Here is a 26,408-nt window from a genome sequence, read left to right on the forward strand (position 1 = left end):
ATGGATTTGTAGAAGATCGAGCAGTAGTCATGGACAAAAGCGGTTATTATGGATACATAAATAATTATGGACAACAAATTACTCATATGAGATATAGTCAAGCATTAGATTTTTCGGAAGGATTGGCGCAATTCACATATACAAATGAATCAAATCCGGCGCAAAGTTATTATGGATATATCAATACATCGGGACAAGAAGCTATTGCGATAGCTGGAGAAGCTGCACTAAACGCGARTGGCGAGTTTTCTAATGGCGTAGCGTTGGTGGTTTCTGATACGGCGGCAGATAAGTTTATCGATACGTCGGGTGCTACGTTGCTAGAAGTATCGCAACCTCATTCAGGAATTGGCAGTCTATCAGATGAGGGACTTATTTTAATAGAAGATGACACCAATGCTCACGGAAACTTTTTTGGATATATGGACCTAAGCGGAAATATGGTAATACCATATTCATATCAAGATGCGGGAGAGTTTAACAATTGGGTAGCCCCAGTAAAGAAAGATGGGTTGTGGGGATATGTAGATGCGGCGGGAGCGACAGTGATTCCGTTTAGCTATTTGAGTGCAACAGAATTTAGTGACGACGGTGTTGCCTTTGTTGGTGGATCAAATGGTAAGAAAGCATTGATAAATAAGTTTGAACAGGGACTAACAGGYTTTGAATATGATGGAGTTGGTGAAATTAGCGAAGGATATGCGGTTGTGAGCCAGGGAGAAATGACTACTGCGGGCTTTAAAGGGTATTATGGTTACATTGATATCTATGGAAACCAAGTACTTCCCATAATATATAACAACGCGCAACCATTTTCTGAGGGATTGGCAGCGGTGGAGCTTAATGGGAAATGGGGTTATATTGATGCGCTTGGAAATACCGTGATAGATTTTGTATATGACTATGCTACTCCTTTTGACAATGGCAATGCATCAGCAAAGTTGGGAGAGAATTGGTATATTTTAGCGCCGTCACCAATTAGATAAAGCAGGAGGTAAATATGAAAAAGCGCAAAAGAAAAAAGAAAGTCAATCAGGCACCAGAAGTTGTAGGCATCAGTATAATAGGATGTTGCGTCTTAATTATAGCAAGTATTTTTACCGAGCAGGCAGGAATGATTGGCAACGCGATCAAATATGTAACTGTGGGAATGTTTGGACTAGGTGGCTATATGCTACCTTTTTATATATTATATTTAGGCTTTACATATATAAGAAATGGAAAAAAATGTATTGAAAATAAAATAAGCAAAGCGTGGCCGATATTTATAATGATAGTATTTGGGGCAGAGTTATTGAGTAAAGATATGCCAGAAATATTATCGGTTTATCTTAATACATATTTTGCGGACACAACGTTTATTAATGGAGGATTGATCGGAAGTATAGTGGTTAATGTATTAGTAAAATTTTTGGGATTGTACGGTACATATATTGTGATTCTAGGCAGTGCCTTTTTATATGTATTTAAGCTGTATAACTTTTCGTTTGTAGCTTGGATAAAAGCAATCCCATCTTTGGAACCGAAGCAACCTAAAAGAAGACAAAGGCGCTCGGTGAGTTCTGTAAAAGTGGCATATAGAGAGCCAGCTCCAGCGGCAAGGGCGACGAGAAAAGTTTCATATCAGGAACCAGCTCCAGCGGCAAGGGCGACGAGAAAAGTTGCATATCAGGAACCAGCTCCAGCAGCAAGGGCGACGAGAAAAGTTTCATATCAGGAACCAGCTCCAGCGGCAAGGGCGACGAGAAAAGTTTCATATCARGAACCGGCTCCAGCGGCAAGGGCGACGAGAAAAGCTGCATATCAGGAACCAGCTCCAGCGGCAAGGGCGACGAGAAAAGCTGCGTATCAAGAACCGGCTCCAGCGGCAAGRGCGACGAGAAAAGCTGCATATCAGGAACCAGCTCCAGCGGCAAGGGCGACGAGAAAAGCTGCGTATCAAGAACCAGCTCCAGCGGCAAGGGCGACGAGAAAAACTGCGTATCAGGAACCAGCTCCGGCGGCACCTGCTCCAAAAAAAAAGTCGCCAGTATATGCTCCAGTAACAATGTTATCTCCCAAGGATAATCCAAAAGCTAATGCGAGTCCAGCAAAGCCAGCTGTGGATCAACCCAAAATTTATGTGATGGAAAATACGCAAAACGAAATTAGAAAACGTAAGACTAAGAGACCTGTAAATGCGTATCAGTTTCCGGACATTGAGTTGCTAGTAAAGCAAGAGAATAAAAATTCGGGACAGGATACTATGTACTTGCAGACGATGGCAACAAAGCTAGAGGATACATTAAAATGTTTTGGCATAGAAGCGCGAGTTGCAGAAGTATATAAAGGTCCGTCGGTAACGAGATACGAATTGGCTCCAAAGCAGGGGATCAAGGTGAGTAAGATTTTGAATTTATCGGATGATATAGCACTTAGCTTGGCAGCAAAACGCATTCGAATAGAAGCACCTATTCCTGGAAAGCCGTTGGTGGGAATAGAAATTCCAAATGCTAAGGCAGAGACAGTGTTTTTGAGAGATATAATCGATACCAATAAATTTGATGATTATCCGTCTAAGCTTGCGTTTGCAATAGGCAAAGACATTTCGGGGGCACCAGTTATACATGACATTGCGAAGATGCCGCACGTATTAATCGCGGGAGCGACGGGGTCTGGAAAAAGTGTGTGCATCAATACTTTGGTTGCAAGCATTTTGTATAAAGCGGCACCGACAGATGTAAAGTTACTTATGATCGACCCGAAAGTGGTGGAGTTGAATGTGTATAATGGAATTCCGCATTTGCTTAGACCGGTGGTAACGGATCCGAAGGAAGCTGCAGCTGCGTTGAACTCAATAGTAGAAGAAATGACCATGAGGTATAAGCTATTTGCAGAAAACATGGTGCGCGATATAAAAGGGTTTAATAAGAAGGCGGATAGGGCAAATAAGATGCCACATATTGTGGTTATTATAGATGAGCTTTCGGACTTGATGATGACTGCTGCGAAAGAGGTGGAAGATTCGATTTGCCGATTGGCACAGATGGCCCGTGCTGCGGGCATTCATTTGGTGATAGCAACACAGAGGCCGTCTGTAGATGTAATTACAGGAATAATCAAAGCCAACATTCCGTCGAGAATGGCTTTTGCGGTATCGTCTGGTGTAGATTCACGAACTATTTTGGATAGTGTAGGTGCAGAAAAATTGCTAGGAAAAGGCGATATGTTGTTCTGCCCGATGGGTGAATCAAAGCCGATACGTATTCAGGGCGCATTTATTTCGGATACAGAAGTGGAAGAGCTGGTAGATTCGATTAAAAGCACTCAGTATGCAAAGTTGGCATAAATTGGTTATAGCGCACGTATAATTCGTTCGGCATTTTTAAAGAGCAGCTTATCAACCTGAGCTGCTGTAAATTCGTTATTAAGTGCATTTGCTAGCAGTCCAACGGCAGATGCATCTTTCATTTCTAGAGGGCAATCAATTCCATCAAAATCTGATCCAAATCCTATCGTATTTTCACCTCCAATATCCACTAAATATTTAGTCATTTGCAAAATATCTGCTACATRGCTGGTTTTGTTATCTGATAAAAATCCACTATAATAATTGACRCCGATTAAACCGTCGGTCGATGCGATTTGCTTGATGTGCGAATCTTTGAGATTTCGGCTTTTATTATAAATAGCTCTAGCGTTTGAATGTGAGGCTATGATTGGCTTTTTGGAAATGGCCAATACATCGTCGATGCCAGCATCAGACAGATGCGAAACATCAATTAAAATGTGCTTTTGATTGAGATATTCCACGACTTCTTTACCATAATTAGTGAGTCCAATTTCGGGCATTGAGTGTGGTGCGCCTAATGAATTTTGGTAATTCCAAGTTAACGTAATCAAACGAACCTTCATATCTTCTATCTTATCAACCATGTGTAAACCCTCTTTTATGATTTCTCCTTCTTCTGCAGATATAAAAGCTGCAATCTTCTCTGCGGTAAGAGCTTGTTTGTACTCATCATAGTTGGATACTATGGTGACTTTATCGCTGTGTTTCTCTGCTTCTGCAATAAAATAGTTATACATATTAGTAAAAAACTCAAATGGAGTGAGATTGTCTAGATGATTAAGCGAAACAAACATGGCAAACCATTGAGCCAAATATCCACCTTGATGTAGTTTTTCTAGGTCGATATGTCTATCATTGGATAAAAGTGACAATTGGCGTTTAAAAATAATCATAGCAGTGTCAGCGTGAAAATCGATCATAATAAAACCTCCTCTAACGTTTTTGGTGTATACGTTGAAAAAAAGCAGGAAGAAAAATCTCCCTGCAATAAAATATTAAAGAATTATACAAAGAAGTCCGCCGGTGCCTTCGTTTATTATTTTTTGAAGTGTTTCTTGCAATTTTTGTTGCGCATCCTCTGGTATTTTATATAGCTTATTTTGAAGACCCTCATTTACTATATCGTATAGAGTGCGACCAAACATAATGTTGGTTTCCCACATATATTCGGGAGTGGTATGAGTAAGTTCGTCGATAACCTGTTGAACCTGCTCTTCTGTGCCTATTATAGGAGAAACTTCTGTTTGAATGTCTGCACGAATGATGTGATAACTCGGTGCGGTTGCGCAAAGCTTGACACCGTGGCTTGTACCCTGGCTTATAGTTTCTGGTGTCTCCAAAATAAATTCATCTTTTGAAGGGCTAACAACTCCGTAACCTTTTCGTCTAACATCTTCTAAAGCTAAAGCAACTTTGTCGTACTCTTTTTGAGTTTGTGCCAGATTTTTGATTAGGCTCATAAGTTCGTGGTCACCATGAATATCAAGCCCTGTGGTTTCTGATAAAACTTTGTAGAATAAATCGTCTGATGTGTGAACAACAACTTTGATTACTCCATCACCTAATTGAATTTTCTCGAGATATACGTTTTTAACATTTGGGATATTCGTCAATTTGTTGATTGTATCTTTTACTTGCCTGATATTTTCAAGAGGGTAAATATGTTCTTTAATTTGGGCGATCCATTCTTGTTTGAACCAGTGGTCGTTTTCTAGGGTTTCTGCCCATTTTGGCAAKGTAAATTGAATTTCGTTGAGTGGAAATTCATATAGCACACGTTCCAAAATTTGGTTTATATCATCAATTTTCATCTGGGCAACATCTAAAGGAACAACTGGTACGTCGTATTGCTGCGACAATTGACTAGATTGCGCCAAAACTTCTTGATCAAAAGGCTTTTTCGTATTGAAGATAACGATAAAAGGTTTGCCAAGGCTTTTAAGCTCGGTAATAACTCTATCTTCGGCATCTAAATAGCTGGAACGAGGGATATCGGTGATGGAACCATCTGTTGTTACCACGATGCCTATTGTGGAATGGTCATTGATAACTTTTTTGGTGCCAATTTCGGCAGCTTGAGTAAAAGGAATGTCTTCATTATACCAAGGAGTTTGAACCATTCTTGGAGTGTTATCGGTATATAAGTATCCTTCCGCATCGGGGATAACGTAGCCAACACAATCAATAAGTCGTACATTAACAGAAAAATCTCCACCGATTGTGATATTTACTGCCTCGTTTGGAATAAATTTAGGCTCGGTAGTAGTAATCATTGTTCCGCCGCCACTTTGTGGTAATTCATCTTGTGCTCGCTCTTTGCTGTATTCATTTTGAATGTTGGGAATAACTAAAGCTTCCATAAATCTTTTTATAAATGTAGATTTACCTGTTCTAACGGGCCCTACTATCCCTAAATAAATATCACCAGCTGTTCTTTCTTGAATGTCTCGGTAGATATCGTAGTTTTCCATGAATAAATCCTCCTTATAAGGTTTTAAAGTATAAAATTAAATGTATGGGTACATTTAACTATATGTACAAAACATAAGGATATGACTATTTTGATAAAAAAAAAACTTCCCTTTTCAACCAAAGAGAAATTTTAATAAATCTTCAAATTTAATCTGATGTTCTTGATAAGTTTTCATGTTTTTAACCAAGAGAGTGGCAGTTTCTAATTCTGTTTCTCCTATAATAGTGGCATACTTAGCTCCTATTTTGTTTGCATATTTCATTTGTGCTTTTACACTTCTATTYAATAGGTCGGTATCGGCATTRATGTGCTGGCTTCTAAGATCGTTGACCAAAATCATGGCCTTTTCCATGGCCGCATCTCCGCGGTAGCCGATAAATATATCTCGTGTGGCTATGTTTTGATTGGGATTTTCTGCTAAATAGGCTATTAGCAACCTTTCGATGCCTGTGCCAAATCCAACTGCAGGAACTGCTTTGCCGCCTATCTCTTCTACCAGTTTATCGTAGCGCCCACCACCGCAAATCGTTCCAGAATAGGCTTCGCTATCCAATATAAATTCAAATACGGTCTTTGTGTAATAATCCAACCCACGTACAATTCGAGGATTTACGATAAATGGAATATTCATTTTGGTGAGCAACGTTGTGAGTGTATCGAAATGTTCTCGGCATTCTGGATCTAAAGCATCTAGTGTTGTAGGTGCATCGGCAAATAATTTTTGGCAATCTTCATTTTTGCAGTCTAACACGCGGAGAGGATTTTTGATGCGTCTTTCGTTACACAGAGAACAGAGGTTGTCCTTCTTGGTTTCCAAAAAATTTTTTAGTTGCTGATTATATTTTTCGCGACACTTGGGCCCTCCCAGCGAGTTGATATATAGCTTGACGTTGGCGATGTTGAGTCGCTTTAGTAGGGTGTTCGCAACAGCAATGACTTCGGCATCTGCAATAGCGGCGCTGCTACCAAATACTTCTACACCAAATTGATGAAATTGTCTCAATCTACCAGCTTCTGGTCGCTCGTATCTAAAAGTTGGCGAAATATAATATAGCTTGGTAGGCTGCGCGTTCTCCCCCAGGTTGCGTTCAAGGTAAGCACGAACAACCGCAGCGGTGCTTTCTGGCTTTAAAGTAATATTATTATCACCTTTGTCCACAAACGAATACATTTCTTTTTGTACAATATCTGTTGCAGTTCCGACGCCGCGTTGAAATAGATGCGTAAGTTCAAAAATAGGAGTTCGAATTTCGCCTATTCCAAAATTTTCGCAAACCTCTCTAATTATAGATTCTACTTTTTGTAAATTTCGAATTTCGGTTCCAAAGATATCTTTGGTTCCTTTTAATGCATTAATTGCCATAAATCTGTTCCTTTCTAATTATACTATTGGCGCAGACGCATCCCATAGACATCGCTGCCTGAATGTTGTAGCCTCCAGTATCCGCATCAATATCAATCACTTCGCCTATAAAATATAGCCCCCGTTGCTTTCTACTTTCGAGTGTAGTAGGATTAAGTTCTTTTAAGCTGACGCCGCCACAAGTAACAACAGCAGAATTTAAATCTCCAACGGATGCGACGTTAATAGGCAACTTGGTCATATATGTGGCTATTTTTTTGCGATTTTCCCTGCTTATATTTGCGCAATGAAGGTCGGCAGGTATCGATAAAATTGAGAGCAATACTGCAATAAAGCTTCGCGGAAAAGCAAATTTACGCAAATATAACCCAATTGAGTCTTTTCCAAAAGCAATTAAGTCTTGCTCAAGTTCTTTTTGAACCACTTCGTATGGCTTGTTTACCAAATTGAAAGTGACTAGATCACCCGCTTCGATCCACCTAGTGCTATTTAAAACAACAGGTCCAGAAACGCCATTATGCGTAAAAAGCAAGTCTCCAACTTTGTCACGAACTTTTTTTTCATTATGCCAGATAGTCATTGTAACATTTTTAAATGAAACACCGCTAATAGCGGCATAGTCAGTTTCAACTGATATTATATTAGAAATCGACGGCCGAAGCTTTGTAACTTTATGGTTAAATTGCTGGGCAATGGCATAACCGAATCCATCATTTCCGAGATGCATAAAAGATGTCCCCCCGGTTGCGATGATTAGGTTTTCTGTTGAAAAAAAATCACCATCGGTAGTAGATACCTGAAAAACACCATCGTATTCCAAAATTGCGTTTATCTCAACCCCAGATTGTATTTGCGCACCGTTAAGCTTGCAAGATCGAACCAAGGCATCGAGTATGTCGGTACTATTTCTAGAGCTTGGAAAAACCTTTCCGCTACTAGTAACTTCTATATCTACGCCATAGGCTTTAAAAAATTTGATAGAATCCTTATTAGTAAAAACATTTAAGGCGTGTTTTATAAAGTTAAAATTATCACCATATTTATCTTTAAACTCTTCTAAATCGCCTGCATGGGTAAAATTACATTGGCCACTTCCTGATACAAGTAATTTACGCCCTAATTGTATATTTTTTTCGAGCACAAGGGTGCTCAATCCATATTCTGATAAATTATAGGCAGCAAATAACCCCGCAGGACCTGCGCCAACAACAATAGCTTTATAAAACATTTACATTTCTCCTCCAGTGCGTATTAGTGTAATGGATTTTATTGGCATTTGTCAAGCCACCTAACTAACAAATAGTAATATTTTGAAAAAATAAACATAGCAATAATTATATAATATAAAAAGGAGGGGTTAGATTGAAAACAATGGTAGCAATAATTAAGGCTGCATTATATATTAGTTTTTTTGCTATAATTCAGCTACTGATAATGGGTATCTATTTGGCAATAAATATTGTATTAAAGATTAATGAAGCCGATTTAGAAAATTTGATGTTGACTGATATTCAAAATCTAGCATGGCAGATACTAGAAGATATGCTCGACCAAACACCTATATTGATGATTATAAGTGGAGTAGCGATGATCATTTTGCTGTGGGCATTTTTTAAGTTGCGACACAAACGCTTTAGAACAGAAATTTATCTAAAGTCTATACATGCTTCGAATATAACGCCACTGATTTTGGTGGGAGTAGCCACTAATTTTATCGCCACTTTGGTAGCCACGCTGATTCCATATCCAGAAAGCTGGGTAACTAATTATGAGCAAACGATAGATTTTGCCGTGGATTCCAATACACTAATGACAATTTTGATGGTGGTTGTTTACGCAGGAATAGTAGAAGAAGTGATTTTTAGAGGATTGGTATATACGAGATTAAAAAGAGGAATGCCGATGGCGATAGCGATGATTTTGTCGTCAGTAGCATTTGGGGCGGTGCACGGCTCGCCAATACAAATAATTTATGCGACACTAATAGGGCTAGTACTGGTTTGGGTGTTCGAAAAATTTAAATCTATAGTGCCATCTATAATTGTGCACATGGTAAATAATGCCGTGGGGTTAATAGTGGCTTGGGCTGCGCCTCTCTTAGAGGGCAATATGCTAGCAGTAATGATATATATTATTTCTATGAGCGCTGTAACAATAATGGCCGGGATATGGCTTCTCAAAAAGAAAGAGTCATATCGAAATATATTTGTGGTATAATTTTGTAAAAACTAAGAATAGCGATAATTATATAATAGAAGAGGAACAATATACAAAAGGAGGTCCAAAAATGAGGACAATTGGAGCAATAATCAAAGCCATTTTGTATGTTGTTTTTTTTGTGGTAATTCAGGGATTGACAAGCTTTATCTATTTGATTGCAACTCTGATATCAAAGCTTAGAGCTGCTGACTTTGAAAGTGTGACATCGAAAAGTGTTCAAGATATGCTTATACAGTCGGCAATAGAGCTGTGGGATAAAATGCCTATATTGATGATTGGTAGCGGAATATTTATGCTCGTTTTGCTATGGATAATTTTTAAAATGCGCCACAAAAGTTTTGCAAAAGAAATTCATCTAAAAGCTATAGGTGCCTCAAATATAGTGCCGCTAATTTTGGTGGGAATCGCTCTTCAATTTGTTGCAACTTTGGCAGTTGAGCTAATTCCGTATCCAGAAATTTGGATTATTGATCATCAGCAAGCTATGGATGAAGCGGTGAATTTAAAAAATATAGTAATGACGATTTGTTCGGTAGTTATTTATGCAGGGGTTGTAGAAGAAGTGATTTTTAGAGGATTGGTATATACGAGATTAAAAAGAGGAATGCCTGTAGTTGTCGCGGCAATTTTATCATCAATATTATTTGGGTTGATACATGGCTCGCCGATACAGGTGCTTGCTACAATATTGATGGGATTATTACTGGTTTGGGTGTTCGAGAAATTCAATTCTATAGTACCCTGTATAATTGTTCATATGGCTAATAATCTTACGGCAATAGTGATTGCGTGGGCCTCTCCAATTATAGAAAGCAATATGTGGACAATAATAATATATACCATGGTGATGAGTGCTATAACAATGATAGCAGGTATATGGCTTTGCAAAAAGCAAAAGGCGCATTAAGATTATTGCTGCTGCAAAAGTGAAGGCAGTTGCAGCAACTGGATCTATCTCCAAAATTCTAGTGTGAGCTCATAACAATCTCCTATTTCGTTGCGAATTATTTTGTTTGAGTTGCCGAAGGACAAGTAGTCGTTGTTGTAATAACGGAGTGGGCGCATCATAAGGAAATGGCTGATCGATACATTCGGGATAATAGTTTGATAAATCTTCGATGATTGTCATGATGCGATGCTGCTCTGGAGGATAGTGTTGTTTATCCAATGTTTGCCATTTTTTGAGATGAGGCACTAAATCGGCTAACATGTTGCTATGACGAGCCATACACATCAGTGCTTCTAGATTAATTAACGGATCTTCGCAAAGTAGCATATCCTCTATAACTTTTTCGGCTTTCGATAGTAAAGATACAGAATTAGATAAATAAATAATTGTCTCAGCTGCCGCAAATTTAATAGTCAAGTTATTGTTGTTGAGCAATTTCTCGATTTGAGGCAATAGATCTTGTTTATTAAAGTAAGTAGCGATTTTGAGAGCCCAGTATTGAAATGTGGGATCATCGGTTTCGAGATAGGTTGTTAACGTTTTACTAGAATTAGTGCGCTTTAGCATTTTATCACTCATGTTGTAAAGTTTTGTGAAGGGGTAACCAACATAGCCTTTAGAAAATATTTCATAAATAGGTCTAGAAAGTTCTTGCGAAAGTCTGTGTTGCTCAATTTCAGGAACAAACCCTAAATCATCAATTTTAAACATAAAGTCACGCAAATTATTTCTAAAATAGAGTATAAGAGAGTGGAATGCAAAGTTTTGGGCAAGGTTTGTTAGCTGCTGCGGATCAGACTCTAGGTCGTAGAGTTCTTCGGGAGGACGAATATCGATTATAAAGCAGTTTTTGCGATCATATGTATACTGACGCAATAAATATTCTTCTTGTGTATACTGATTTTGTGCCTCTTGAAGCCAGCTTTCGGTAAAGTAGGGAGCCATTCTGCGTGTATAAGAAGAAAATCGGTGAGTATTGGAAGGATAAAAATTTCGAATATATAAATATTTATTGGACTTTACTGCACGTACAAAATCGCTAGTCGAATCAATTCTATCCATAAATGAATATGAGTACTCTACAAAAGTAGTGGAATTCAAAAAATTTCTGCCTTGCATATAATAAGGGATTTTGCTACCAGCTAATTCAATAATGGTCGGCGCAATATCGATAAAGCTGACTGCGCTATAAGAGTGTGCTCCGGAAGCATAAGCGATTGTTTGCGAACCCTGAAACTTTTCGGGAATGCGTATAATCATAGGCACGGTAATGCTTTCGTTCCATATATTGCATTTGCCTCCCGCAAGGCCCATTCCGTTATCTCCCAAAAATATAATTATCGTATCTTCATATAGCCCATCGTTTTTGAGGTGCGCTATTGTTTCACCCACCATTCGATCCATTGTAGTTATAGTTTCATAATATTGTCCCCATATTTCTCGGGTTTGCGGTGTATCAAAATGATATCCAGGTATAGGGATAGCGTCTCTATCTACATATTCAGCGGCGGTGAGACGTGGCGTTACCAAAGCTCTGTGTTCTGCTGTATCAGATGGATACCCATATTGAGATTGATGCGTACATGAAAAGGTTGCCATCAAAAAAAACGGCTTATCATCGCGTTTTCTCCAAGTATCTGCGATGTTTTGCGGAAGCTGCGGGCTATCATTCGCGCCGGCGTTAGGAATTATAGCGTCCCAGCCGTCGGGAATCTGAAGTTTGCTCTTATGCTGAAAGTTATAATCAGTTTTATCTATTGCGCAAAAATATCCATTGCTATGAATATATTTGGAAACAGGTTTGATATCAGAAGGAATTGCGGTGTTTGTTCCATGATTACTAATGCCCAGTGATGCGGGATACATTCCTAAGGCGAGAGAGGTCCTTGCAGTAGAACAGATGGAGGATACRCAATTTGTATGATGATATATCATCCCCTCTTTAGATAGTTGATCTAAAAATGGAGTATGTGCAATAAGGTCACCATAGCAACCAAGATGCTGGCTGATATCTTCTGCAATTAAAATTAATATATTGGGTTTCACGACTATCATCCTTTCGTAGGAAGTATATTATTTAATCTACATAGTACACAAGTGATTTAATCTTAAAACCAGGTTGCGACGCAACTTTAACTAGTTGATTTACATGAGATGGATTAGAAGATTTAATGATTTTAAGAACGGGTGTTAGTGGAGAAGTTTTGTCTGTTTTGACTACAATTCCAATATCACCGCAAGTCAATTGCAATAACATATCTTTGTGAAAGATGTCCACATTGTTCATAAAAAGTCCAAGATAGACAGGGTCTAGGTAAGATGTCCTGATTTGCAAGTCTTCTGTTAAGACAGATGCTCTCGCTGGGTTTTGCCACATTTTTTCTTGTAAATTATAATATAAGTCAACAATTTTCAGTATTCTAGCCCCTTTACAAATGTTATCGCCGTGTAATTTGTTAGGAAATCCAGTTCCATCATATAACTCGTGATGTTCTCTGATTATTTCTAAGATTTCTTCTGGAAGATCATAAGTGCTCTTTAAGAAATTTGCACCATTAATTGGATGTTTTTGTCTTGCTATATTGCTAGAGCCAAAATGAGCAGCTAAGCCAATATCGCGCAGTAATACTGCTAAACATAGATTTACAGCATCGTTGGGGTTCCAGCCTAATTTTAATGCAAATAGTGTAGTTGTAATTGCTATATAAATATTGGTTTCTGTTGGAGATTTTGTGAGTAACTTGTTGGGTTCATAATTTAATCTATAATTTTGTTTGCCCGCATACAAAGTGTAAACAATATCGTTTACAGTGTGCATTATTTTTAATAGGGTTTCAAAATCTCCTTGTCCAGATTGATTGATGTTGCGCAATTCATTTAATGTTGATATTCTTTGGAGTATGTTTTGGGGAATAGCAGTGTATGTGGGTACCTGATCTTGTGAATACTTATCTATAATATATACACAAGCAAGATTAGTATTTTTTAGTCTATTTACTAGTCCTGCAGTTAGTAATTGTCCTTTGGTTAATAAGACTTTTGAATTCTCGTCTAAAATATCGATTGCTAATATATTATTACTTTGTAAATGGGTAAGGGGAATCATTCTCATAAATAAACACTCCTTAAAATTAATATTTATGTTTAAGTATAGTATAAATTTTTAATTAAGTCAAAAAAAGTTGGAATTAATCTACATAGTATATAAATGATTTAATATTAAATTCCGGGGTAGATCCAATCTTGATTTTTTGATTTATTCGGGATGGTTCAGAAGATTTGATGATTGTAACAGTGGGGGTTAACGGTGAAGCTTTGTAGGTTTTAGTGACAATTCCAATGTCCCCACAAGTCAATTGCAATAACATATCGATATGGTAGATATCTACATTATGCATAAAAAGTGAAAGATAAACAGGGTCAAAAGTAGGTCTTCTCCTTTCTAAATCCTCTGTTAATAGAGATGCGCGGCTTGGCGTATACCACAGCTTTTCTTGTACAGCGTAATATGAATCTACGATTTTTAGCAGTCTGGCTCCTTTGCAAATATCATCCCCGTACAATTTGTTAGGAAACCCCGTTCCATCGTATGATTCATGRTGCTGCCGAATGATATCTAAAATGTCTTCGGGAAGCCCATAAGATTTTTCCAAATATTCAGCACCAACTATCGGATGTTTAGTACGCAATGAGCGGTCCATAGGCGCATCGATGTTTGGAGATAATAGACCAATATCACGCAGTAGTATTGCTAGRCACAAATTAACTGTGTCATTRGGATTCCAACCCAATTTTAAAGCAAATAATGTAGTGGTGATTGCTATATAAATGTTGCTTTCTACTGTAGATTTGGTGAGCAATTTATTTGGTTCATAGGTCAATCGATGATTCTGTTTCTCAATCGATAAAGAGTATACAATATCGTTTACCGCATACATAGCTTTTAGTAAACTATCTTGATTCCCCGATCCCGATAAAGTCAATTTGCCTATATCGTTTAGTGCAGTGATTCTGCTAATTATATTATGAGGTAAGGCTGTGTATGTAGGTGTTAAACTTTTAGAATATGAATCAATGATATATACACATGCAAGGTCAGCACGCTTTAATTGTGCTATTGTTTTGTCAGTTAATAAGTGTCCTTGTTTCAATAAAATTTGTGAATGCTCATCTAAAACATCTATAGCTAATGTGCAATGGGGTCTTAAACTATTAGTAGGCACCATTCGCATAAGTATCACCCTTTCAAAATAATATTAGTAAAAAAAAGGCAAATCATCAAACCAAAAGTCTGAGTAATTTGCCAAAATAAATTTAATTATTGCTCAACATGGTTGTCAGAGATTGAAAAATTGATTAGTGATGGGAAATTATCTAGGTTAAAGCTTCGTATATTATTATCGGTTACGTTGAGGATCGCAAGGTGTTCTAAAGCGGAAAGTAGATTGATGTACTCGATTTGGTTGCGGCTTAAATCTAGATATACTAAACTGGAAGCATATTGCAATCCTTCGAGATTTTTAATGCCATAGTTTTGCGCTATCAGTTGCTTGAGCGGTTTCAGTGTAGATAAAATTGCCCACTTGCCATCGAATTCTACTCCGTTTTCGGTTAAAGCTTGGCGTAACCCCGCATCTGGAACCCAAATTTTTTCTTGATTTGCCTATATCGTTTAGTGCAGTGATTCTGCTAATTATATTATGAGGTAAGGCTGTGTATGTAGGTGTTAAACTTTTAGAATATGAATCAATGATATATACACATGCAAGGTCAGCACGCTTTAATTGTGCTATTGTTTTGTCAGTTAATAAGTGTCCTTGTTTCAATAAAATTTGTGAATGCTCATCTAAAACATCTATAGCTAATGTGCAATGGGGTCTTAAACTATTAGTAGGCACCATTCGCATAAGTATCACCCTTTCAAAATAATATTAGTAAAAAAAAGGCAAATCATCAAACCAAAAGTCTGAGTAATTTGCCAAAATAAATTTAATTATTGCTCAACATGGTTGTCAGAGATTGAAAAATTGATTAGTGATGGGAAATTATCTAGGTTAAAGCTTCGTATATTATTATCGGTTACGTTGAGGATCGCAAGGTGTTCTAAAGCGGAAAGTAGATTGATGTACTCGATTTGGTTGCGGCTTAAATCTAGATATACTAAACTGGAAGCATATTGCAATCCTTCGAGATTTTTAATGCCATAGTTTTGCGCTATCAGTTGCTTGAGCGGTTTCAGTGTAGATAAAATTGCCCACTTGCCATCRAATTCTACTCCGTTTTCGGTTAAAGCTTGGCGTARCCCCGCATCTGGAACCCAAAYTTTTTCTTGATACGCTTCCACGGTGAAAACAACCGGAGCCGCCTGYGAACCATGTAGACTAAGTGATACGCTAAATGTGGAGCCTTCGCCCTCGGCAATAGGAGCAGGRACTGTGAATGTCATAATTCCGCCAGCTGAAGGATCGTCGGTTACAGAGTTTGCAACAACGGTGTGGATATTAGATGCCACTATGGTAACATCAAATTCTGAKGCATCGGCGCTTAACATTTTGATGGTTTTTGTATCGGCATTGTAGCTGACATCTCCAGAAAGGCTGATGTTTAGAACGCCAAAGTTTGGAGCTTTAATTCCCCACTGTTTTGCTGCATCRAATTCTGCAGATGCTGTGGCAAGAGCGTCTAATGCTGCAGCTACCTGAGCTGAAGTTTGTTGATTATTAGTAAAAACTTTGAGAGCCTTATTTATGGCAAGTTCATACTTAGCTTTTGCGGCCTCGGTAACCCACAATATTCCTAAATCAACCAATTTGCCGTCTTTACTTACTACAGTGGTGGAGAGATTTTCTTGAGCTACTTTAATAGGTTTATCTAACAGATCGTTGTTTGCGATTACAATGTCAAAATTATAAGTATCATCGCCAACAACTACAGAAATTACGCTGTCATTGTTCAAAATGTTCGTAGAAATAATAGCCGCTCCAGGAGCCGGTTCTTCGTTGCCTAAAGAATCGGTAACAGTAATGTCGGCATCTACATCGTTGGCCAATATCGGATCAATAATAAAGTTGCGATCGGCATCTGCGGCTACGATATCTAAAGTGTAGTTATATTTGCCAGGCTGAAAATCAATTTTAGCTGCAGATAAACCTTTAACAACTAAATCAACCAACTCAAGAGGTTCTTCGACGATCTCTTCTTCAACTGTTTCGTCATCATCTGCCAATGGAACAATGATTCCGCATTGAATGGTAACTGTGTCGTTATCAGCAAGTTCAACTAGCTTCTCAGAATTTGGCAGCGCAATCATGATACCGCCTTTAAGATCTCCGTCTTCGCATTCAATAATTTTGGCATCAGATAATGGAATCGTAATACTAGAATTAGCTGCAAGGTCGCATTCAGTAATCTCGGCATCAGATGATGAAATCGTGATACTAGAGTTAGCTGCAAGGTCGCATTCAGTAACCTCGGCATCAGATGATGAAATCGTGATATTAGAGTTAGCTGCAAGGTCGCATTCAAAAGTCTCGTCAACATCAACCTCAGGTGCTTCAATAGTCCTCTCAACAGAAATTTCAGTAACATAACCTTCGGTAACAGGAATTTCTGCAACCGGAATTTCGGCAACAGGCATTTCCTCAGCATCAAGTAGTGGAAGCATAATGCCAGCCTCAAGATTAGCATCAACAGCTTCGGTAACAATTATTTTCTCAGTCTCAAGATTAGCATCAACAACTTCGGTAACAGTTATTTTCCCAGCCTCAAAATTAGCATCAACAACTTCGGCAACAGGCATTTCCTCAGCATCAAGTAGTGGAAGCATAATGCCAGCCTCAAAATTAGCATCAACAACTTCGGCAACAGGCATTTCCTCAGCATCAAGTAGTGGAAGCATAATGCCAGCCTCAAGATTAGCATCAACAACTTCGGCAACAGGCATTTCCTCAGCATCAAGTAGTGGAAGTAGAATTCCAGCCTCAAGATTAGCATCAACAACTTCGGCAACAGGTATTTCCTCAGCATCAAGTAGTGGAAGTAAAACGCCGCCCTCAAGATTAGTATCAACGCTAGATGTTATAGTAGTCTCCACTGTGAAAGCTGAATCTGCTACCATATCTGCAATAATATCGTTTAGATGCTCAATAACAACGGTTGGTTCCACAAAATTTCCATTTTCGATAATAACTGGTGGTTCTGGAATGACATGAATTATTGTATCAGAATCATCATTAGCTACAACAGCCGAGTCGTCATCATCAGCTACAACAGCCGAGTCGTCATCATCGGCAACATCAGCGGAGTCATCATCGGCAACATCAGCGGAGTCGTCATCATCAGCCGCATCAGCGGAGTCATCATCGGCAACATCAGCGGAGTCATCATCAGCCGCATCAGCCGAGTCGTCATCATCAGCCGCATCAGCAGAATCATCATAGGCAACATCAGCGGAGTCATCATCGGCAACATCAGCGGAGTCATCATCGGCAACATCAGCGGAGTCGTCATCGGCAACATCAGCGGAGTCGTCATCGGCAACATCAGCGGAGTCGTCATCGGCAACATCAGCGGAGTCATCATCAGCCGCAACAGCCGAGTCATCATCGGCAACATCAGCGGAGTCATCATCAGCCGCATTAGCCGAGTCGTCATCATCAGCCGCATTAGCCGAGTCGTCATCATCATCAGCAACAGCCGAGTTATCATCATCAGCTACAACAGCCGAATCGTCATCATCATCAGCAACAGCCGAGTTGTCATCATCTGCCGCATCAGCAGAGTCATCATCATCGGCAACATCAGCGGAGTCATCATCAGCTACAACAGCCGAATCGTCATCATCATCAGCAACAGCCGAGTCGTCATCATCAGCTACAACAGCCGAATCGTCATCATCATCAGCAACAGCCGAATCGTCATCATCAGCCGCATCAGCAGAATCATCATCGGCAACATCAGCGGAGTCATCATCGGCAACATCAGCGGAGTCGTCATCGGCAACATCAGCGGAGTCATCATCATCGGCAACATCAGCGGAGTCATCATCAGCCGCATCAGCCGAGTCGTCATCATCAGCCGAGTCATCATCATCAGCTACAACAGCCGAATCGTCATCATCAGCCGCAACAGCCGAGTTGTCATCATCTGCCGCATCAGCAGAATCATCATCGGCAACATCAGCGGAGTCATCATCGGCAACATCAGCGGAGTCATCATCGGCAACATCAGCGGAGTCATCATCGGCAACATCAGCGGAGTCGTCATCGGCAACATCAGCGGAGTCGTCATCGGCAACATCAGCGGAGTCGTCATCGGCAACATCAGCGGAGTCGTCATCGGCAACATCAGCGGAGTCATCATCGGCAACATCAGCGGAGTCATCATCGGCCGCATCAGCAGAATCATCATCAGCCGCATCAGCCGAGTTGTCATCATCTGCCGCATCAGCAGAGTCATCATCATCAGCCGCATCAGCAGAATCATCATCGGCAACATCAGCGGAGTCATCATCATCAGCCGCAACAGCCGAATCGTCATCATCAGCCGCAACAGCCGAGTTGTCATCATCTGCCGCATCAGCAGAATCATCATCGGCAACATCAGCGGAGTCATCATCGGCAACATCAGCGGAGTCATCATCAGCCGCAACAGCCGAGTCATCATCATCAGCCGCAACAGCCGAGTCATCATCATCAGCCGCAACAGCCGAGTCGTCATCATCAGCCGCAACAGCCGAGTCATCATCATCAGCCGCAACAGCCGAGTCATCATCATCAGCTGCAACAGCCGAGTTATCATCATTAGCTGCAACAGCCGAGTCATCATCAGCATTAGTGGAGTCATCAATAGTAGACTCATTAAATTTTAATAGATCTTCTTCCATAGGTTCAATCACCTCTTCAATAATCTCTTTAGTATTAGTATTTGTAGGATCAATCACTTTTTCAACCTCTTTTATTTGGTTATCTTCAATTGCGATATCAGGTGGCATTGCGATGATGGTTTCAACCTCAATTTCTTCAACTTCTTCAACTACAGCTGGTTCAAGAATAATGAGTGGCAACTCAATATCAGGCTCTGGTATGTCAACTGCAATAGATTCAGCAGCAGATTTAGAAACAGATTCAACAACCACTTCAGACATAACTGGAATGGCAGAATTAGATTCATTTTTGGTTTCTATGACATTTTTTTCAGATTCTAATTTCGAATTTTCATCAGCAGAAATTGATAACACTGTAAAACCGGTAGATACCATAGCACCGGCTAAAAATACAGTGGCAAATCTTCTATTTAATTTCATATTGTTCCCCCTAGAAAATAGATAATTATAATTGTTCTTATACTTATTTATATGTAGTAGTATACTAAAAAGGCGTATAAGCTCTAATAAAATGATATTCATGTACCATGTAAAAAATTACTAATTGTGGACTAAATTTAAAAATTTGTGGACAAAGCACAGGGCTGCCCACGTTATTTTAACGGCTGTTGAGTTCGAGGAATTGGGACACTAGTGTTTGAACGATATATAAGTCTGATTTTGGAAAAAAGCAGTGAGTAGAATTCTTTAATAATACAATTTGTAAATTATCTGAGCCGAGCATATTTTGATATGAAAATACACCTTTGTAGTTGAGAGTTTCATCTAATTGTGATTGAAAGATGAGCGTGGGGATTTTGAAGGAGGGCAATTTCTTTTTTGTGGCATTGATAAGAGAGTATATGCCAGATATGGGAACAATCCAAGGAATGTATTCGTACCAGGAGCCGTTTTGAATACTATATAGAGGTCGAGATTCGCCTCTATTAAATACGGTAGAAATTTCTTTCTTTTTGGTAACAACGCCGAGGCACATTTTCATTTTGGTAGCAGATAGACTGATTTTCATTGGTGGGTTTAGTAAAATGATACCGGCGGCATTAATGTCGTCTGCAAAGTCAAGGCAAAACAGAGCGCCCATAGAGTGACCCATAAGATAAACGTTTTTGTATTGTTGGCGCATTTTGTAAATTTCGGATTGGGCGCAGCTTTTCCAGTGGAGTTTATTGCTATGGCTAAAGTCTTTGCAGCTGCCGCCATGGCCAGGCAATAATGGAGCGTGAACATCCAAGCCGAGAGATTGAAAAATAGATAAAAATGGGATGAATTGATTGGGGCTGCCAAAGAGGCCGTGAAGGCAGAGGATACCGTTATCATTGCCAGTTGTAATATGAATAGGGGGGTGATTTTTATTTCGCATTTTCGATGAACTCCTTAGAATATTTTTTCTTATTATATCACTTTTGATAATTATTATGTGAGYARTGGAGCTTGAATAAGCAAAGATAGACATGCTATAATTGTGAATGGCAATAAAATAACAAATTGATGGAGGAAATTGTATGAGTCGATATACTTATGCAGATTTTTATGTTGCAACAAATGGAAACGATAGCTGGAGTGGAAAGCTGGCGGTTCCAAATGAAGACTTAACAGATGGGCCATTTTTAACTTTGGAAAAAGCAAGACGGGCAGTGAGAATTTTTAAGAAAGGTGTGTATAGAGATATTTATGTTTTGATTAGAGGTGGAGAATATGCGATAAACAGAACGATAAATTTTGTACCGAATGATTCGCATTATCCGGGGTTTAGAATAGTTTATGCTGCGTACCAAGACGAGACTCCAATATTTTCCAGCGATGCTAAAATAGAGGGCTGGACGTTGGCAACAGATGTGGCGGGGTTGCCAGAAAAAGCTGTGGGTAAAGTATATGAGGCAGCAATACCGAAGATGGGCAAGGAGAGATTTTACTGCTTATTCGAAAATGGAAAAATGTTGACGCGAGCACGATCAAGAAGTTATTTACCGACTGTAAAAGTAAATTGTAAAGATGGGTGGGGCAATATTCATGAGGTTGTAGAAGCGGATAGATCCACTATTCATTATGCCGAGGGATCAATTAAAAATTGGGATAATTTATCGGATATAGAGTTATTTATTCAGCCTAACGTAGGGTTTGTAACAAATTATCTCAGCTTAGAAAGTGTGGATGAAGCAAACTCGATTGCAACGACCGCGATACCTGCAACGTATGGAATGGGAATCGTTCACAAAGGAGCGCAAACGTTTGACGACGGATCCTATAGGGTAGAAAATTGTATAGAAGACCTCGACGCACCTGGTAAATGGGTGATTAATACTAATGTAAAAAAAGTGTATTATTACCCTATAAATGAAGTRCCAGAGAATGTAACKTATCCGTCGTTAACAGAGCTTGTGTTTGTGGATGGGCATGAGTTAGGAGGAATTGTAACTGGTCTAGTGTTTGAAGGGATAACATTTACCAGAGGAGATAGAGCGGTGATGCTCGAGAACGATATTACGTTGCAGCATGAGTGGGAATTTTTTAACAAGAGCAATGCGTTGGTAAGATTTAGAAATACTAAAGAGTGTGTTGTGGATGGGTGCAGATTTTGCAACACTGGCTCGAGTGCGATACGATTTGATTTGTATGCGCAGTGTAATATAGTAAAAAATAATTTAATAGATTATGTAGGTGGTTCTGGAATATTGTTTGCAGGATATGGGCCGGGAGTGAAGGATGTAAATAGGTGTAATCATATCGAAAACAATCATATTCACCACAATGGTCAAAGCTATTACCAGGCGCCAGCAATTATGCTATGGCAAAGCGGAGATAACTTTGTAAAAAATAATTTGATGCACCATATAACCTATGATGCGATTGTGTTAAGTGGAGTGAGACCTTCGTTTTATCATGCAAAAGGATTTTTGCGAGAAATGACAGAAACAATACGAGTAAATGAAGTGGTACAAGATTCGTTGTATGCAGAAGCGAGGACACCGAAGGAAGTTGGAGAGTATTGGGGCAAAACGTTAGGATATGCGTTTACCAAAAATAATATAATAGAAGATAACGAAATGTTTTTGGTGATGCTAAAGCTTTTTGACGGCAATGCTATATACCTGTCTGATGTGGGCAGAAATAATGTGATCAATAGAAACTATATTCACCATTTAAACGGAGTTGGCATGCAGCAGGCAATMCGCACTGACGCTTATGTAACTGATACGCCYATTACAAATAATATTGTGTATAACTGCACTGGTGGAGGAATTAATACCAAGCATTATAATAATCATGTGATCAATAATATTATAGCAGATATCAGAGATATAGTTTATTTAAACGATGCGGGCAAAGAGAATCGAATGTTTATTGGATATATTAGTCTGTGGGGAATTTATGAGACTGAAGCTCCGCCAAATGTAGATGTGCAGATTGACCATAATATTATGTATAAAACGTATGCGCATAATCCATTTTATCGTGAAAGCAAGAACAATGTGACAGGTATGATGGAGGAAGTGAATGTGGGAGAAGCGGTAATAGACTATAACGTATATTACGATGTTGAGGCATCTGATAAGGGAGCTGCGGCGCTAGAGAAATACCAAAATTTGGGAGTAGATGAACATAGCATAATTGCGGATCCTAAATTTAGAGATATAGCAACAGGAGATTTTGAGTTATGTCCAGATTCACCAGCATTGAAACTAGGATTTAAAAATATCGATATGTCAGTTATAGGATTAACCGATGAATTTAGCAAAAAATACGATATGCTAGTTAGAGAACAGTTGGGAAATGACTATGATGATTTTGGGGTGCTTGAAAAATTATGTGTAGATAAGAATAAAAAAACTGTTGAACAAGAAAGCGATTTTAATAGAGTATTCGGAACAGATTTTTAGAAGAATACTTTAGTGGGTAGCAGCTAAGATATAATATAAGATGATGGGGAGAGAAAAATATATGATTAATAAGAAGTTTGATGTCGCGGTAGTAGGTGGAGGTTTGAGTGGAATTTGTGCGGCTATCGCTGCCGCAAGAGGTGGTGTGTCAGTAGCATTGATTCAAGATAGGCCTGTTTTGGGGGGAAATGCAAGTTCTGAAATTAGAATGCATATATGCGGAGCAAGCCGAGGCGGCGGCAGAAAAAATGATAGAGAAACTGGAATMATAGAAGAAATATTACTAGAGCATAAGAAGCGAAATCAGTTTAATTCATATGCCATATTTGATATGATATTGTGGGAAAAAGTAACGCAGGAGCCAAATATTACGTTATTTTTGAATACACATGTAAAAGCAATAACAATAGATAACTGGAGTATTAGTAGTGTAATTGCTTTTCAGTTAACAACAGAAAAAAGCATTAATATAGCAGCAAAGATATTTGTAGATGCGACAGGAGACGCGATGGTTGCGGCACTTGCGGGRGCCAAATATATGATAGGGCAAGAAGCTCAAGAAACTTTTAATGAGAAATACGCACCGCAAAAAGCTGATGAATATACTATGGGGAGCTCGCTGTTGTTTAAATCGGTTGATAGAGGAGAAAAAGTTGAGTTTATAAAACCGGTATGGGCAAATACGTATACAGAAGAAGATCTGGCATTGCGAAAACATGATGATGTTAAATCGGGATATTGGTGGATTGAGCTGGGAGGCGCGGCGCAAAAGGTAATAGAAGATGCGGAAGAAATCAGAGACAATCTATTAAAAGCGGTCTATGGAGTGTGGGATCATATCAAAAACGGAGGAGATCATGGTGCCGATAATTTGGACTTAGACTGGGTGGGATTTTTGCCTGGAAAACGTGAATCTAGACGAGTGGTAGGAGATTACATTTTGATAGAAAATGATTGTGTGACAGGAAAAATTTTTGATGATGCYATTGCCTATGGTGGATGGAGTTTGGAYATGCATGTTATGGGTGGATTTGAAAAGAGTGAGAACCCACCAAATGTAGGAATTCATTTACAAGACAATTATACTATACCGTATAGATGTATATATTCTAAAAATATATTTAACTTGTTTGTAGGAGGCAGAGCAATCAGCGCATCACACGTGGCATTTAGTTCGACGCGAGTTATGGGAACCTGTGCTGTGGTAGGGCAAGCAATTGGAACAGCAGCTGCGATGTGTATCAAAGATGAAGTATTGCCGAAAAACATAAGGAGTGTAGCAAAGTTGCAGCAGCAGTTGCTAAAAGATGATTGTTATTTACCATATTTTAAAAATACTGATATGCTAGATAAGGCATTAAATTCTATGATATATTGTTCGAGTGAATTGGAAGGATATGAGGCAACAAATGTAATAAATGGAGTAGCAAGACCGTTTAATGGAAAATCTAATTGTTGGAAATCTGAGTCATTAAGAACGTCGCAATGGATAGAACTGGACTTGAGCTCAAAGGTAAAAATACAAGAAGTTCAGTTAAAGTTGGATTCAAATTTAGAAAAAGAGATAACAATTTCGATGTTTGAGAAAATGTTGGCTAAGCAAGAAAAAGGCGTACCAGCAACATTGCTGAAAGACTTTAAAGTAATGTGTTACAATGATAATGATGTTGTGCATGAGTGGAAAGTGACAGGAAACTATCAAAGAGTAGTAAATCTAAAGGTGGGCAAAAAAATTACATGTACAACAATCAGAGTGGAATGCTATGCATCAAATGGAGCAGAAAGCGCAACAATATTTGAAATTAGAGTATATTAAAAAGGCCCCCTAATTATAGGGGGTTTTATTTATTCCGAAACAACGGTTTCGCCATTTGCAACGGTTTCGCCATTTGCAACGGTTTCGCCATTTGCAACTGCAATAGAAGAATCGAATATGCCCATCACCGCCTCAATAGCTTCTGTCGGAGTGCTTCCTTTATATAGCATTGGGTGATATAAATCATTGGCATTGATAGCGGAGATCTGAGATCTGTTGTTGAGTACCATAATGCCTGGCTCTTTAGTTTTTGCCATTGTCTCTTCAACTGCGCGTTCATCTCGGAATAATTTATAGTCTTCCATCATCCAATCATCTTCGGCATCGTATCCTGGAGGCTCAGAAGCCCAAATGTCCAAAGCAAATGCGATATCGGCGGCTTGTTCGGGAGTGTATGTATTAGGGATAAACCAACCAGCACCAGTTCCGGTTACTACATAGTCTTCAGCAGCGGGACCTTTTGGAAAAATAACCATTCCGTAATCGTCTTCCATATCTTGGAATAATAGGAGTTTATCTTTGTCGTGAGCAATCATAGCGATTTGGCCAGTAATAAATAGTTGCTCATGACCATTCCAATGGCTGGGAGAAACAGTATAATCTTGCTTTAAATAATTATCTGCCCAAGTAAGTGCCTCGATATTTTCGGGAGTGTTTAGCGTATTGATAAATTTGCCGCTTGAATCTCTAGAAACCATCTGTCCGCCATTTGAGATAATAGCATAATCGTATATTCCGGCATTTTTATTCATAGCATATACATCGTTGATGCCATCAGAATCTAAATCGCGGCTTAATATATCAGAAATTTCTTCAAARGTTTCCCAAGTCCACTCGCCAGATGCTTGAAGGTCGTAAGGAAGATCTGGGTCTAATCCAGCTTCTTCGAATAACCGTTTATTATAGAAGATGAAGCTGTTTGGAGTTTGATCTGGAAACACCCCAAAAGTTTGGCCATCTCGAGTTAAAAAGTCGGTAACAGCAGAGTCCCACTTCCAGTGATTTAGATCGAGTTCATCAAGAGTAGACAGGTCGTATGCCAAATTATTATTCATAACGGAATTAACAAATCCAGCAGAAACGTGAAAAACTTCTGCCGCTGGATCACCAGCAATCATAGAAGTAGACATCAGCTCGAGAGTTGAGTTCCATTTTCCGAGAGCTTTTTCTTCGATAGTGAAATTATGTTTTTCCATCATTTCATGACGATACTCCCAGAGGGCTTCTTCTTGTGCGCTAGATTTTACTTCGGGTTCGTTTACATCGACCCAAGTTGCAATGGTGACATTAAGGCCGCCAAGATCTCGGACTTCTTCGGGTTTGGTCGCAACGGGAGYGGCAGTAACGGGAGCGGCAGGTGCAGTAACGGTTGATGCGGGCTCGGTAGTAGATGTTGGCTCTTCGGCAGAACTGCAAGCAGCAAGAATTCCGATRGAAAGKGACGTTATAAGTGTAGTACCTAAAATTTTTGTAAATTTCATTGTAAAAACCTCC

17 protein-coding genes are annotated in these 26,408 nt (G+C 39.1%); 6 read left to right on the plus strand and 11 right to left on the minus strand.

Annotated features, from left to right (window positions below; genetic code table 11):
* Both EPU_RS12750 and EPU_RS11880 read left to right on the plus strand, forming a co-directional pair.
* Positions 1-986, plus strand: a 986-nt coding sequence (locus EPU_RS12750; RefSeq protein WP_010168039.1) for a WG repeat-containing protein, incomplete at its 5' end; no start/stop codon positions are given.
* 14 nt (positions 987-1,000) lie between these two features.
* Positions 1,001-3,328: a DNA translocase FtsK gene (locus EPU_RS11880; RefSeq protein WP_044149792.1), complete on the plus strand. Its 2,328-nt coding sequence runs from the start codon at positions 1,001-1,003 to the stop codon at positions 3,326-3,328.
* A gap of 5 nt (positions 3,329-3,333) precedes the next feature.
* Here EPU_RS11880 and EPU_RS07105 read toward each other — a convergent pair whose 3' ends face one another.
* From EPU_RS07105 to EPU_RS07120, 4 genes are all read right to left on the minus strand, one after another.
* The gene (locus EPU_RS07105) at positions 3,334-4,251 is read right to left on the minus strand and encodes a dipeptidase (RefSeq protein ID WP_010168041.1); all 918 of its coding nucleotides are present in this window, start codon (positions 4,249-4,251) and stop codon (positions 3,334-3,336) included.
* A 75-nt stretch (positions 4,252-4,326) separates the two neighbouring features.
* On the minus strand, positions 4,327-5,802 hold the full coding sequence (gene spoIVA / locus EPU_RS07110) for a stage IV sporulation protein A (RefSeq protein WP_010168042.1): 1,476 nt from the start codon (positions 5,800-5,802) through the stop codon (positions 4,327-4,329).
* Positions 5,803-5,916: 114 nt separating this feature from the next.
* Positions 5,917-7,167, minus strand: a complete 1,251-nt coding sequence (gene hisS / locus EPU_RS07115; protein WP_029488188.1) for a histidine--tRNA ligase — start codon at positions 7,165-7,167, stop codon at positions 5,917-5,919.
* Positions 7,157-8,395 (minus strand): BaiN/RdsA family NAD(P)/FAD-dependent oxidoreductase, encoded by a 1,239-nt coding sequence (locus tag EPU_RS07120; RefSeq protein WP_010168044.1) that lies wholly within the window; start codon positions 8,393-8,395, stop codon positions 7,157-7,159. The genes hisS and EPU_RS07120 overlap by 11 nt, the downstream gene beginning before the upstream one ends.
* 143 nt (positions 8,396-8,538) lie before the next feature.
* Between EPU_RS07120 and EPU_RS07125 the strand changes: the two genes are divergently transcribed.
* Together EPU_RS07125 and EPU_RS07130 are read left to right on the plus strand one after the other, a co-directional pair.
* Positions 8,539-9,384, plus strand: a complete 846-nt coding sequence (locus tag EPU_RS07125; protein ID WP_242650851.1) for a CPBP family intramembrane glutamic endopeptidase — start codon at positions 8,539-8,541, stop codon at positions 9,382-9,384.
* A gap of 70 nt (positions 9,385-9,454) precedes the next feature.
* Positions 9,455-10,294 (plus strand): CPBP family intramembrane glutamic endopeptidase, encoded by an 840-nt coding sequence (locus tag EPU_RS07130; RefSeq protein ID WP_010168046.1) that lies wholly within the window; start codon positions 9,455-9,457, stop codon positions 10,292-10,294.
* A 69-nt stretch (positions 10,295-10,363) separates the two neighbouring features.
* Here EPU_RS07130 and EPU_RS07135 read toward each other — a convergent pair whose 3' ends face one another.
* The 6 genes from EPU_RS07135 to EPU_RS07160 all read right to left on the minus strand — a co-directional run bounded on the left by EPU_RS07135 (position 10,364) and on the right by EPU_RS07160 (position 20,580).
* A complete protein-coding gene (locus EPU_RS07135; RefSeq protein ID WP_029488189.1) occupies positions 10,364-12,382 on the minus strand; it encodes a sulfatase-like hydrolase/transferase in 2,019 nt (672 codons plus the stop codon).
* A gap of 31 nt (positions 12,383-12,413) precedes the next feature.
* Positions 12,414-13,448, minus strand: a complete 1,035-nt coding sequence (locus EPU_RS07140; RefSeq protein ID WP_010168048.1) for an HD-GYP domain-containing protein — start codon at positions 13,446-13,448, stop codon at positions 12,414-12,416.
* Positions 13,449-13,524: 76 nt separating this feature from the next.
* The gene (locus tag EPU_RS07145; RefSeq protein ID WP_029488190.1) at positions 13,525-14,568 is read right to left on the minus strand and encodes an HD-GYP domain-containing protein; all 1,044 of its coding nucleotides are present in this window, start codon (positions 14,566-14,568) and stop codon (positions 13,525-13,527) included.
* A 288-nt stretch (positions 14,569-14,856) separates the two neighbouring features.
* Positions 14,857-15,243, minus strand: a complete 387-nt coding sequence (locus EPU_RS14175) for a hypothetical protein (RefSeq protein ID WP_010168050.1) — start codon at positions 15,241-15,243, stop codon at positions 14,857-14,859.
* Between the two features lie 86 nt (positions 15,244-15,329).
* Positions 15,330-19,640 (minus strand): leucine-rich repeat domain-containing protein, encoded by a 4,311-nt coding sequence (locus EPU_RS12755; RefSeq protein WP_029488191.1) that lies wholly within the window; start codon positions 19,638-19,640, stop codon positions 15,330-15,332.
* 178 nt (positions 19,641-19,818) lie between these two features.
* Positions 19,819-20,580, minus strand: a complete 762-nt coding sequence (locus EPU_RS07160) for an alpha/beta hydrolase (RefSeq protein WP_010168052.1) — start codon at positions 20,578-20,580, stop codon at positions 19,819-19,821.
* 142 nt (positions 20,581-20,722) lie between these two features.
* Between EPU_RS07160 and EPU_RS11895 the strand changes: the two genes are divergently transcribed.
* The gene (locus EPU_RS11895) at positions 20,723-23,098 is read left to right on the plus strand and encodes a right-handed parallel beta-helix repeat-containing protein (protein WP_052296480.1); all 2,376 of its coding nucleotides are present in this window, start codon (positions 20,723-20,725) and stop codon (positions 23,096-23,098) included.
* A gap of 61 nt (positions 23,099-23,159) precedes the next feature.
* Positions 23,160-24,914, plus strand: a complete 1,755-nt coding sequence (locus EPU_RS07170) for an FAD-dependent oxidoreductase (protein ID WP_029488192.1) — start codon at positions 23,160-23,162, stop codon at positions 24,912-24,914.
* 29 nt (positions 24,915-24,943) lie between these two features.
* Here EPU_RS07170 and EPU_RS12760 read toward each other — a convergent pair.
* The coding region (locus EPU_RS12760; RefSeq protein WP_010168055.1) for an ABC transporter substrate-binding protein at positions 24,944-26,408 on the minus strand (1,465 nt) is incomplete at its 5' end.

It is taken from the genome of Candidatus Epulonipiscium viviparus, assembly GCF_000171335.1.
Classification (GTDB): domain Bacteria; phylum Bacillota; class Clostridia; order Lachnospirales; family Cellulosilyticaceae; genus Epulonipiscioides; species Epulonipiscioides viviparus.